General features: G+C 45.7%; 10 protein-coding genes. All 10 read left to right on the forward strand.

Annotation, left to right across the window (positions count from 1 at the left end; genetic code table 11):
• Position 1: 1 nt before the first annotated feature.
• Positions 2-700, forward strand: coding sequence for a type VI secretion system-associated protein VasI (vasI, locus tag L4D06_RS10815; protein ID WP_274164254.1), 699 nt, complete (start codon positions 2-4; stop codon positions 698-700).
• Between the two features lie 9 nt (positions 701-709).
• Positions 710-2,119 (forward strand): type VI secretion system protein TssA, encoded by a 1,410-nt coding sequence (tssA, locus tag L4D06_RS10820; protein ID WP_429739336.1) that lies wholly within the window; start codon positions 710-712, stop codon positions 2,117-2,119.
• A 20-nt stretch (positions 2,120-2,139) separates the two neighbouring features.
• Positions 2,140-5,685 carry a type VI secretion system membrane subunit TssM gene (gene tssM / locus L4D06_RS10825; RefSeq protein ID WP_420791214.1) on the forward strand — a complete coding sequence of 1,182 codons (3,546 nt, stop codon included), beginning with the start codon at positions 2,140-2,142 and terminating at the stop codon, positions 5,683-5,685.
• A gap of 24 nt (positions 5,686-5,709) precedes the next feature.
• Positions 5,710-6,975: a type VI secretion system ImpA family N-terminal domain-containing protein gene (locus L4D06_RS10830; protein WP_429739338.1), complete on the forward strand. Its 1,266-nt coding sequence runs from the start codon at positions 5,710-5,712 to the stop codon at positions 6,973-6,975.
• A 447-nt stretch (positions 6,976-7,422) separates the two neighbouring features.
• On the forward strand, positions 7,423-8,475 hold the full coding sequence (locus tag L4D06_RS10835; RefSeq protein ID WP_429739340.1) for an LPP20 family lipoprotein: 1,053 nt from the start codon (positions 7,423-7,425) through the stop codon (positions 8,473-8,475).
• 27 nt (positions 8,476-8,502) lie between these two features.
• The gene (locus L4D06_RS10840) at positions 8,503-9,501 is read left to right on the forward strand and encodes a hypothetical protein (protein ID WP_429739341.1); all 999 of its coding nucleotides are present in this window, start codon (positions 8,503-8,505) and stop codon (positions 9,499-9,501) included.
• 2 nt (positions 9,502-9,503) lie between these two features.
• Positions 9,504-10,103 (forward strand): LPP20 family lipoprotein, encoded by a 600-nt coding sequence (locus L4D06_RS10845; protein WP_274164326.1) that lies wholly within the window; start codon positions 9,504-9,506, stop codon positions 10,101-10,103.
• A gap of 108 nt (positions 10,104-10,211) precedes the next feature.
• Positions 10,212-11,903 (forward strand): transglycosylase SLT domain-containing protein, encoded by a 1,692-nt coding sequence (locus L4D06_RS10850; RefSeq protein WP_429739489.1) that lies wholly within the window; start codon positions 10,212-10,214, stop codon positions 11,901-11,903.
• Between the two features lie 15 nt (positions 11,904-11,918).
• On the forward strand, positions 11,919-12,080 hold the full coding sequence (locus L4D06_RS10855; RefSeq protein WP_274164248.1) for a hypothetical protein: 162 nt from the start codon (positions 11,919-11,921) through the stop codon (positions 12,078-12,080).
• 3 nt (positions 12,081-12,083) lie between these two features.
• A complete protein-coding gene (locus L4D06_RS10860; protein ID WP_429739343.1) occupies positions 12,084-12,875 on the forward strand; it encodes an ETEC_3214 domain-containing protein in 792 nt (263 codons plus the stop codon).
• The last annotated feature ends 77 nt before the right edge of the window (positions 12,876-12,952 follow it).

A 12,952-nucleotide genomic window follows, 5' to 3' on the forward strand; every position in this document is an offset into this window, starting at 1 on the left:
CATGCGTCTGGCCAAAACGATGGTAGTGGGTTCATTTGTATTCGCGTGCTGGCTTTCCCCCATAACGGTGTCTGCAAAAGAGGATTCTGACGGCAAAATGGCTGCGAGTGAGGTGTTGGTTCAAGCCAAGGTGTGTGCGGATATTTTTGGACGCTTAGAAAGACTCGCTTGCTTTGACAACCTATTCAATACGCCAGTGAAGAAAGCCACGGAAACCACATTTGTGGCACTTAAGCCAGAAGCATGGCAGCGCGCCACTCGCAGTGAGCGTGACAGAGAGGAAGATGGCGGGTTTGTTTTACGTTATGTCGATATGAAAGAACCCAAATCAGGGATGTGGATGACAGCGACAGCTCTGCCTGATCGAAACCAACAACGGTCTGAAATGCCCATTTTGATGTTTAGCTGTATCGATAATATCAGCCGAGTGGAGTTGGTGTTACCGACTGCAACCTCGGCAGGAAAGGCCGCGGTAACCACATCGGCAAGTTCCAGTGTGACGCAACGATGGCTGAGCGATGACACTGGTAACATCATGAGGGCAGGACGTGGCTTGCCCGCGATTGAAGTGATGAGCGCTTTGATGTCAGGACCACGCGCCGTTGTTCGTTCTGATTTGGATGCGATTGGGAATTTGACCTTCGATACATCGACGCTCAAAAAAACGATAGCCCCAATGCGCCAAGTCTGTCGCTGGTAGGAAATGCTTATGGATATGCAAACGTACCGTCAACGTATTACCAAGCCTATAGCCGGTGACAATCCCGTGGGAGAGCGCCTACTTGAGGATGTGCTTTTAGATTTTGTTGAAGGGCAAATGATGAAGGTCGGCTCGTTATCCCACACGGAAGTGCAGTGGGGAGAAGCCGAGCAAAGTGCATTGAAGCTGATGGAAAATAGTACAAAAGACCTCAAACTGCTTACGCACTTGTTGCAATGCCTCCAGTATCAAGCGTCACCTGAGCGATTTACGCTGTCACTGTTTGTACTGGCAGATTTTATCCAGCATTACTGGGAAAACTGCCATCCAGCACCGGGTCCTCGGGGTGTTTTACCTCGTAGGAAATTCTTCTCGCAGATTATCCAGCGAACAGAAAAAGCGGCGGAGAAAATTGATGCATCGATGTTCGATGCAGAACAAAAAGAACAACTCAACACGGCACTGGGTGAGTTGGAAAGCGCTGCCAGTGCGCATGATCTGCCTATCGAAGGGGTAGAGGATGTTGCGGCGCTCATGAAGCGTCGGCTCACGCAAAACGAACGCGTCGTGCAAGCTACGACCAGTGCGGAATCCTCGCCGACATCGAATGCACCTTCACCGGCCGCAAACGTTGGAAAACTTGAAATTGATGGAAGCTCAGATCGCGCCGTGAAGCAAACGCTTCTTAAAGTGTCTGAGTTTGTGTCTGAGCTAGACGGCGGCGGCATTGCGCTGTCGCTGCGATTACGTCGCTTTTCGGTATGGTTTTCTATCACCTCCGTACCCGAAGCGGAAGCCAATGGCGAAACCCAATTAATGCCAGTATCGCTTGATCGTATCTCAGAATATGAAGAGCAGCTAAATCGCGGTGCTGATCATGCTCTTTGGCGCAAAGTCGAACAGAGTCTCACTGTCGCCCCGTATTGGATTGACGGTCATTTTCTCAGTTATCGCATCGCGCTCAAACTGGGTAATGCTGAATGGGCAGACACCATTGCCAGCGAAACCCGTGCTTTTGTAAAACGCCTTCCTTTGGTCGCAGAGCTCAAGTTCAAGGGTGGGGCACCGTTTGTAAATGATGAAACGCGTCGTTGGTTAAATGAGGGAGAGACCTCGAGCACAGGCTCGTCTGGGATTTCTGATTGGGATGTAAAGCGAAAAGAAGCCTTTACCTTGGCGGACGAGGGCGGTCTGTCTGTGGCACTCGCCATGCTTAACGATGGGTTATCAGCATCAACAGAACCACGAGATCAATTTTACTGGCGCATGCTATCTGCTGATGTCATGCGTCGTCATCAACTGTCTGCCATGGCAGAGCAGCAATATCAGATTTTGTTAGAACAGACGACCAGAACGTCGTTGGTTGACTGGGAGCCATTGCTGATTCAGCGGCTCGAAAATATAGCGAAAGCACAATAAAAATCAGGGATCGAAACATTATGTTCAGCAAGTTCAAATCGCTTCTACAGAAAATGCTGCCAGCTATGAAAGCGGGGCTACCAATCTTATTGGTGGCTATTTTTGTGTTGCTCAATGTCGCTATTTGGTGGGCCGGCCCTTGGCTGACCATTAACGACAGTCAACCACTCGCGTCGATCACTGCGCGTGCTATTACCAGTGTTATATTTTCCCTTGCTTGGCTAGCGCTCTGGGGCTTTTTGCAGTGGCGAAAACTCAAAGGCTACCATGCTGACCAAGCGCGAGAGCGTCAGCTTCAAGAAGATCCCATTCAGCGATTTGAAGAACGTCAAGAGTCAGAACTAAACCAAGTGATGACGGCGCTGCATAAGAGCCTAAACAAGCGTAATTATTTGTATGCATTGCCTTGGTACTTAGTGTTGGGTCCAGAAAATGCAGGCAAGACAAGCCTAATTAATCGCTCCGGTCAGAATTTTGTTTTCTCATCGGTCATGCGTGCCTCAGGTAAGAAAAGCGAAAACCCTTTCTCCTTCGATTGGTGGATTGGTGACGATTCTGTTTTGATCGACCCAGATGGTGAACTGCTGACACAACGTGCTACCAGTAACGATGGGGAAGGTGAGCTTGAGCGTCGTTTATGGCTCCACTTTATCAAGTGGCTAGAGAAAACGCGTAGTCGTCGTCCGTTGAATGGTGTGGTGATCGCTCTGGACGTAGCAAACTTGGCGACATCCACAACCAGCGAGCGTCGCGCGTATGCCAATTTGCTGAGGGCACGTTTACGTGAACTCATGGAAACACTTTCGACACGTTTGCCAGTATATGTCTCGCTCACTAAGCTCGATCTTTTGCATGGCTTTGAACCCTTCTTCCGTCATTGCAGCAAAGCAGAACGTGAAGAAGTGCTGGGCTTCACGTTCACCCTAGACTCGGTTGATGATCTCGACAGTTGGCTGAATGAATTTGATAAAGATTTTGGTGGGTTTGTAGAACGCGTTAACGCGATGTTGCCTTCCATTCTGATGCAAACATATGACAGCGAAGATCGTACCGCGATTTATAGCTTCAGTCGTCAAATGGCGGGTCTTCATGATGTCATGAAGCAGTTCCTGCAAGATGCATTTGGCAGTGATCAATTCTCCACGTCTGCGCTCGTGCGGGGCGTGTATTTTACCTCTGTGTATCAGCAGGGCGTGCCGACCAATGCATTTATTGATTCCGCATCGCGTCGTTACGGTATTTCTCATGCCGTAAACAGTGCGCAAAACGCGAATAATTCGACAACCTACTTCACGCAAAAACTGTTCAGCAAAGTGATTTATCCCGAAGCAGGCTTGGCGTCAGATAATTTTCGTGTGGCAAAAACAAAGCGCCGAGTCATGTTGCTTTCTGTGGTTGCGTGCTCGATAGCCTCAGTATTGCTGATTGGTTCATGGCATCAATATTATTTGAAGAACGTCAACCAAGCTGATGCGGTGTTAACCAAGGTGAATGAATACGAAACCAACTACACCTCTGATGTCGTGATTGATGATGGTGCCGATATTCTTGCACCTCTGGATACCATTCGACAGGCAACGCTGGAATTTGGTTTCTTTCGAGATAAGCCAGAGCATCTCTCCGACTTGGGTTTGTATCAAGGTCATGTTATTGGTCCAGAAGTGGAGCGCACATACTTAAGCTTGCTCGAAAATCGCTATTTGCCAGCATTATTGAAAACGGCAGCAGCAGAAATCGCAGACGCGCAGGACGATGAACAGAGGCTGACTGCATTGCGCGTGTTCCGAATGATGACCAATGATGAGGGTCGTTATCAAAACATGGTGCAAAACTTCTTCGCGGCAGAGTGGCAAGAGCAATATCCTGGCGATCGTCAAACTCAAGAGCGCTTGATGCAGCACCTTGATTACGCGATGCAGCACACGGATCTAGAGGGTGATCGCTTAGATGGGCAAGATGACGCTGAAGCTATTCTTGCTCCGTATGATGGATTGATTGCATCGACACAACGCCAACTTAGTCGAATGCCAATAGAACAGCGGGTTTATCGTAACCTCAAACAGGCGTCTACATCAGTGCTTGGTGCGCCAGTCAATTTGGCAACTGCTATTGGCCCAGTGTTTGACGTGGTGTTTACGCAGCGAACAGAAGAGAGTAAAGACCTCGAAATTCCACGCATTTTGACCAAGAAAGGTTTCACCAGTTTTTTCATTCCTGAATCAGATTCCGTTTCAGAGTTAGCGCTGGTGGACAGCTGGGTACTTGGCCAGACTGAATCAATCGATTTTTCAGACGAAGATAAGCGTGTGCTTCGCGAGAAAATTCGCAGCCAGTACATTGCTGATTACTCCGACAGCTGGCGTCGCGCAATGAATGACGTAGACATCAAATACTTCCCAGACATCCACAACGCGGTATTGGTGCTAGAGAGCATTACGGGTAATAACCAACCATTGCACCGTTTACTCGAAGAAGTGACTGACAACACGGATTTATTTCCGCCATTGCCTGACAACGATGCCGCGCGCGATGAGCTTGTTAAATCGCCGCGATACCGTGTTGCCGCATTGGTTGATAATCAATTTTCAGAGCTAAACGGCTTGGCGACGACGGAGCCGGGTAAGCCTATTTATCTTGATGAAGTCGTGGATGCGGTGTCTCAACTTACCGCTTACATGAAGTCAATCAATGATTCTCCTGATGTGGGTAAAGCAGCGCTTGAAGCAACAAAGGCGAGACTGACGTTAAACAGCGCCGACCCTATCTATGTGTTGGAGCGCATCGCGACAGGTATGCCACAACCTTATGATTCGATGCTGAAAAAGCTAGCGGATGAGAGTTGGTATGTGATTCGTCAAGAAGCGATTCGATACCTTGAAGTGCGTTGGACTAATGATGTGTATAACGAATTCCGCACCAAGTTGGCATCTCGTTACCCGTTCAACCCAGCATCATCGAAAGACGTTGCGCTGGAAGACTTTGAGTCCTTCTTTGCGCCGAATGGCATATTGACCAAGTTTTATGAGAACAATTTGAAGATGTTCCTTGAAGATGCGGGCGATTTTGATACAGCCGAAGGTGAGAAAACATTGATCCGTGCTGATGTTCTCAATCAGTTAGATTCAGCCCGTCAGATTCAACAAGCCTTCTTCAATCGAAAAGGTGTACTGGATGTAGAGTTCACTCTGGAACCTGTTGAACTCAGTGCCAATAAACGCCGATCAGTCATAAATATAGATGGTCAGTATGTTGAATATAGCCATGGGCCGCGTAAAAACGTCGGTTTGATTTGGCCAAATACGCTACGTGAATCTGCGGTCAGCAAACTGACCTTGGTGCCTGTAGCGGCTAATTCTTCACCCCGAAGTATCAGTATTCGTGGCCCGTGGGCATTCTTCCGTTTGCTTGAAGAAGCGGAAGTGGTGGGTTCAACATCCACCAGTGTCGATTATCGCTTCAATGTTGACCGAGGTAACGTGATGTACAGATTGCATTCGGAAGCCGATAGCAATCCGTTCACGGCATCCATTTTCAGAGGCTTTAAGCTCTCTCGTACGCTCTACTAACGTCATGACTAAGGAAGTATAAACATGGCGCAATGGATGTTGACTGACATCGACGGCATAAAGTTAGCGGCAGATGACTCTCGTTTGAAGGACTCTGCCGACTATCAAGCCATCCGCAGTGAAATTAATCGTCGTTTTAATCCGCTGGGTGGGTCTGTTGATTGGGACAAAGTACGTACTCTGTGTGAAAAGGTCGCTACCTCTGATGGTGCTGATTTGCTAGTGGCTATCTACTACACGGTTGCATCACTGAAAACTCAAGGTCTTTCAGGCTTTGCCAATGGTCTTGAATTGCAAGTGGCGGTGCTTCGCGACAAACACGTAGACCAAAACATGCCACAGGCAAAACGGGTTGAATTGTACCGTTGGATGTTGGGGCGCATGGGTGAAGAGTTGAGGGCAATGCACCCGCAATTGAGCCAGCTACGAGATTTGTATCGCTCTGAAAGGGCATTACAGGCGATTGACCGTAATCTTTCACTGCGCGGAAGTGAAAAGGTGGCAGACCTCGATGTGCTCGGCTTTACCGTTTTTGAACATATTGATCGCTTGGAGAACAGTTCACGAACGGGCGTAGTCGCGCCGCCACCTGTTGAAGTGAAAGTTAAAAAACAGAATGCCAGCGCATTGGTATTTGTTCTAGGCGTTTTATTAGGTGGTGCGTCTCTTTATGGTTTGCAGTATGTGCAAGGCAGTAGACCGTCCCCCGCGTCAGAGTTAACAGTCGCGCTCACCGAGCCAAAAATTATCTCGGTCGATGAGGCGCAGCAAATTCGCGAGGAATTTGGCGCTCAGGGATTGAAGCACTATCAGTCGCAGTTGTTTACTCGATATAGCGAAAAATTATCTATGCTGTCTGAGGAAGATGTCGCGGATTCTTTTCGTTCTAGTATGGAATTGGCAGATAGTTTCCAGTATCTATTTCCGGACTCTAAAGAAGCATTGGAACTGAGCGAGTCTGTTCAGCGTTGGCAGTCAAGTGTTGTGGCGGACTTCGATGAGTTAAATGAGCGTTTCGTTACGGCAAGAACTCGCGCAGCAAATGTGAGCCTTATGGTAAGAACGGGAAGACTTGAACAATTACAAACGTTGGCTGTTGGGCTTGAGAACTATGCGATAAGTCTTTCACCTGTCATTGCCCGAATTACCTATGCAGAAAGGCTGATTCAAGAAGGAAATGTCCAACAAGCCGAAGAGGAGCTTCATATCGTCGACAAGAACCTCAAATCTATTGTTATGAAGAATATGCTGCTTCAACGAACGCTACGAAAAAGCGATGAACCCGACTAGCACGAACTTTTTTGCATGAATCTATTCGGTATCATTATTTAAACCCTTCAAACATACGACATAACTGGCTAACAATAGCCAGTTATGCTCTTAAAAATACTACCATCAAATATTTATCATCTGTTTTTAATTACGCACCCTGCTACAAATAAAGACAGTTAATTTTTGCAATGGTTGCTCGGTGAGACTATTTAATGGTGAATGGATTTCCACAGTAAATAGGTTCTCTTCATAAAATAATGAATGGGTGATTCTATTGCTCTCTCTGTGAGATGGTATTTATTGGCTATTATGAATGTCACGTTTAAGTCAGAATTCTTGCAATAAAATTACATTCCTTATTGAAAGTTTAGATCTTTATCCAGATAATGCGCGTCAATGCTTGGTTGTCTTGACTCATTAAAATAAATGCCTTTAGAGACTCTCTCTAAATGAGAGCTAATTGTCATGGTTCGAGATTCACCTTGGATTACTAAAGCGACGATGACTGATTTCGTCTATCTATTAACCTCTGAGTGGTTTCTTATAAAAATGATTAAAAAAATCTACGCAGCATTGTTGCCGTTAGTATTGGTTGGCTGCCAATCAACGACACCACCAGATTGGTATAACGTCGAGACGGTGAATGACCCTAACTATATTTATTCGGTTGGAGAAGGCCGTAGCTTGAATTTGGCTAAGAAATCCGCGCTAGGTCAAATCAATGAACAGCTATGGACTCAAGTGGACTCTTCTTTTACAAAAAATGATAGTTTCCGAAAAATTAATGATGGTGCGCTAAGCTACGAAAATGTGAAAAGCACCGTCAATGCGAAGTCCGCACAATTGACACTTATTGGCACTGAATATCTGCGCAGTGAGCAAAATGATGTTGCCTATTATGTCCAAGCTCGAGTGAAGCGAGACAACGTTAAAGCTCAAATTTTGACTGAGATAGATCAAATTGAAAGCAATGCCGAAGTTGAACTTAAGAACTTGTCACATCAAGACAGACTGACGTGGTGGTTGGAAAATAACAACCTCGAAGACGAGTTAGCAGACCTCTATGTTCGCATAGGTATCCTGTCAACGATGAACGAAAAAAGAGCAGTTGATATTACTTATCTTCCTAGGCTAGTTGCAGAGGTAGACCAAGTTAAGTCCAGTATTCTTGTTTATATTAAGCCCGATGTGAACGATAAAAAAAGTGCTGCATTTATAGCGGAAAAGTTCGGCGCTGTAGGTATTAATACAACCACTCGAAAGTCGCGTTCGATTTCACATGTTTTAATAATGAATTCTGACTATCGTAAAAACATGGTTGGTGATGCATTTATCACCACAAAAGTCACTGAGTTGTCTCTTAGAAATATAAAAGGACAAACATTGTCCACGAGCGAGGTTATCTCGACCGGCAATTCAGTATCAAACTTCAAACTTTCCCATGAAGGTGCTGAACGTCATTTCTCTTCACAAATAGAAGAGAAAGGTATTTGGACTGCATTGGGACTACAACTCTAAAAATAATATTACACTGGAGTATCAAAAGTGTTTAAGAAAGCGTTAGTGGCAGTGGCTCTTACTGCAGCAATTTCTGGTTGTCAGTTGACTCAAATTGACACGGTTTGTATGCCAACAGGCCAAGTTGATATTGAAAAGTCTCCAGTTGCAGGGAAAAAAGCAGAAGATATTAAAGTGATCGTATTGCCTGTTGATATGGCATTTGATGACTCGGCAAAAGGCCGTCTTCAAACTGTTTACCGTAACGATCTTGAAGCAACTATTGAAAAAACCGGCAGTAAACTGGTTGATCGTAAACTTGCGAACAAATTGAAAGGTGAGATTAAGCTTGCTGAGCAAAGCGGTCGCTACAATCAATCAGGCGTGCCAATCGCAGATTTAGCAATTATCACTGAAGTGACGGCAAGCGATCTTACTTACAACTTCACTGAACGTCGTGAAAAAACCAACGACGAGGGCGAAACCAAGGTTTACCCTGCTCACTGTGATTTCCGCACTGAAGTGAAAGCGGTCGCTAAAGTGGTGTCTCTACCTGATATGAATCTGGTTCAGCGCATCGAGCTTGGAAGTTATGACACATTCACTTCTGAAACCCGCAATTCTAAGTGTCCTATCTCTAAAGCACAGTACACCTCAATGGCCAGCGAAGCGGCGATGAAATCTGTGAAGTACAACTTTGAACTTCAAAAACTGCTAGCGCCTTCTGCACCTGTTATGGAGATGCGTCAATGTGAAGCTGGCACCATGGTGAAAGTGGCAATGGGTTCTAACAAACGCATTCAACCTGGTGCGGACATCTCGTTCTCTCAAACCTTTAAATCAGACGAAGGCGATCTAGAAACGTACACCGTGGGTGTGGGTTACGTTGTCAATCATGAGAACGATGCGGTTAAACCAACGTTTTCTTGGGTTGCTATCGACGAGGAGATGTCTCTGAAGTTGCGGAAAGGTGATACCGCTAAATTGGTTCCTGAAGAGTGTGCGATTTGGGATGTAGCATGTATGACCAACAGTTGGGGCAACTAATGATTAAAAAATCCCTTGTTGCTGTTTCTCTAGCATTAGTTCTTTCAGCGTGTTCTAACAACGCAACGGTTGAGCAAAGCCAGAACTTTGCTGCTTGTACTTTCCCTGATTCTCCAAAGGATGAAGCGCCAGGTTGGGTATGTGATGTGATGCCATCAGACATTGGTATTGCTGCGACAGGTTATGCGAAGAAAAGCGCAGCGGGCATGAGCGTGATGCGTAAAGTTGCTGCTAACGAAGCACGTGTCGCTTTGGCGTCTCAGTTTCAGATTGACGTGAATAACATGTTCAAGCAGGCAGTAGAAGCATCTGTTACCACAAATACGACTGAAGGCGTGAATGAGTCTGTGATGGAAACGTTTGAAAACGTTACCAAAACAGTCGTGTCTCGCTCACTAACAGACAGTCGCGTGCTGGTTAGCCAAGTAAGTCCAACAGGTGGATTGTATGTGCTTGTTGGTATGGACCAAGAAGCCTACAAAGCCAACCGAAACAGTGTGATTGACGCTGCGGGCGAAGATGCAACGTTGTGGAATCAATTCAACAACGAGCAAGCGGCTGACGATCTGGCGAAGACTCTTGAGTCTCTGAAACAGCTTTAAGCGCAATACGTAATAAATGAACCCTTCTTATGAGGTTATCGCGAGATAACCTCTTTTTTATGGTGCTAGGTACCGGAAATGGCGACGAATAAAATAAAAGCGTTGGCAGTGTGTATCGCTGTCGTATTGAATGTTGTCCCTGCATTGGCGACAGCAGATTCTTTTGCTGAGCTAGATCGTGAAGCAAAACGAGTGAATCAACCTCAAAAAGAAAAATTCGCTGAATTTTACCAATGGCTCGATAACTATCTCTCTGAGTACGAAGCGTGGCGAGATGAGTACACCTCGAATTTGGATAAAGAGCGTGAATTGCTGATTGATCAATGGGGCAGTGGTGAAGTGTCTGATTCTACCAAATCGGTTGAATATTCAGACAGTAACACAGTGAAGAAAGTTGTTGATTACGAGGGTAATACGGCGACTATCTCGGTGTTGGTCGATATGGATTCTGATTCGGCATCCGCGTTAAATGGGTTGTCTGAACTGGAAGTCGACGGTCAGATACTATCTCTGGAAAACGCTAACGAAGCCATCGCTTATGTTGATTACTCTCCAGAACAAGAAAAAACAGAAAAACAATTCATCATTGATCAAATTCAGATGCAAATGCGTGAGCTTGACGTTCAAGCCGAACGTTTAATTCGTTCAAATACAGGGATTCCAGAATCCTTTATTTATGAACGTGCGCACAAGAAAAAAATTGCTCTCCTCCAAACTGCGGCTCCGCGCATAGCGTCAATCAGCGAACAGTTCAAAGCGAAGCGCAAAGAATTGGATATTCCTGAGCCAGTAAAAACGGAACATAAAAAGGCCGACGACGAGAAAGTCGGAGGAACCGCTGTCATTGCAAACAAAGCCGATGTCGAATCTACGGCGAAAGTCGAGCAGGTGGTGAGCGTTGAATCGGATGAAACCAAAACTAATGTGATGGCGGATGCGAGTACGATAACTAAAGCTAACGCGAACGTTGAAGCGAAGTCGCCTGGCGTAGTAGCACCAAAAGAGAGCGCAACCCAAACAGAAGTGACGGATACCCGTAAACCTTCACTCTCCGTGGAAGAAACACCGAAACAGCAAGCGGCAACGGAGTTAGCTGAGCAGTCACCAAAACCACAGTCGAAACCGCAGCTAACAACGCAGCCAACACCCACAGTCGTGAGCGACGTGGAACCCGCCAAAACCGTTACAGTGCAAGCTTCTAAACCAAGTAACAATGCCGCTAAAAAAGTGGTGAGCTACAAAGTGAAGCTACCTGAAAACGCGTTAAAGACACGTGCTTCTACTTATCAGCCGCTTGTAGAAAAAGAAAGTGAGCGTTGGGAAATTGATGCTGCGCTTGTTATGGCAATTATGCATAGCGAATCCTCTTTCCGCCCAGATGCGAAATCACATGTTCCTGCTTTTGGTTTGATGCAAGTTGTACCAAACAGTGCAGGTCATGACGTGAACAAATTGTTCCGTAAGATCGATTCGCCAATGTCACCAACAGACCTATACGTTCCGCCTATTAACGTGGAAACAGGTACGGCTTATCTCAATATCTTGGACAAGCGCTACCTTAAGTTCGTGACCAATGATGAAGCGCGTCTTTACTGTGTGATTGCCGCTTACAACACAGGTGCAGGCAACGTAGCTAAAGCGTTCAATAAAGACAGGTCGACCAATATTCGTAAAGCCGCTGTGGTGATTAACAGCATGACGCCGGATGAGGTGTATAACCACCTGCTTGAAAATCTTCCTTACGATGAGACCAAGAATTACCTACGAAAGGTAAAAGGTCGGATTTCGATGTATCAATAACACTGGAGAATCAGGATGTTTAGGCTTTTTGTCTTTGGCCTTATAGGCTTTGGCGTTTTTATTGGTGTGAGATTTTCCGACGACATTAAGCAGTATGTGAGTCAAGACGAGATCGAGGCGATCAGTGAGCACGTTATTGAAACAGCGATTGAAAAACTAGAAGATTTGAAGGGGTAAGGCATGTCGGTGGTTGAAGTCAATGAGCAAAATGAAGCTCTGGCGCTTGAAACAGCACAACAACGAAATTTGAAAGATCGTGTTCGAGAAAAGTGGGCAAAAACCATTGCGTTTGTCTCTATTATCGCGATTGCTCTTGGTGGATTGAATGACACCATGGATGCGATTGATAAGGTATATAACCTTACGTTGTCGCAGTTTACTGATATTCCGTCACACAATAATCTGGAGCGGATCTATATTCGTGCTTCTGAAGATGTGTTGGAAGAGACATTTGGTGCGCCGGTTTACATCAAAAAATCGATGGCGGGTGACGTCATTAAATATTATGACGACAGACGTTTCGTACTATCAGCGGTAACTCGTGACGGTGCAATATCAGCATTTCTTGTTTTCCCGAAAACAGATTATAAGCCAAACACTATTGAACATGCGGGTGGGGATAGCTTGTTAGAAACTGTCTTTTCAACCAATGAAAGTGTGAGCGATATTCGCGTCAATTTCTCGCGTTCAGTGAGCTACTTCATTGAAGAGAACACGACAGGAACCTTCAGCAATCTCTATAGCTCTGTTGCGGGCTATAGCGAATTTATCGAACCATTGGATGACCAAAAACAGCGCCTGCTGTCGGAGTTATCAGATGGATTGATGCTAGGTGATGACATTACAGACTTGGTAGTGAATTTGAGAGATGCGGTGACGCCGAATTTCTATGGTTATACGACCCAAGGCTTAGATGTTCTTGAAAGTGCAATCCTGACACTGACAGAGTATCGGCTTATTACAAAGCAATAAACATAGCCGTAAGATAGAAATCAAAAGGGAGCCAATTGGCTCCCTTTTCTATTTTTTCACTACTGTTATAGTCGCGA

It is taken from the genome of Enterovibrio makurazakiensis (assembly GCF_050336585.1).
GTDB classification, from domain to species: Bacteria; Pseudomonadota; Gammaproteobacteria; order Enterobacterales; family Vibrionaceae; genus Enterovibrio; species Enterovibrio gelatinilyticus.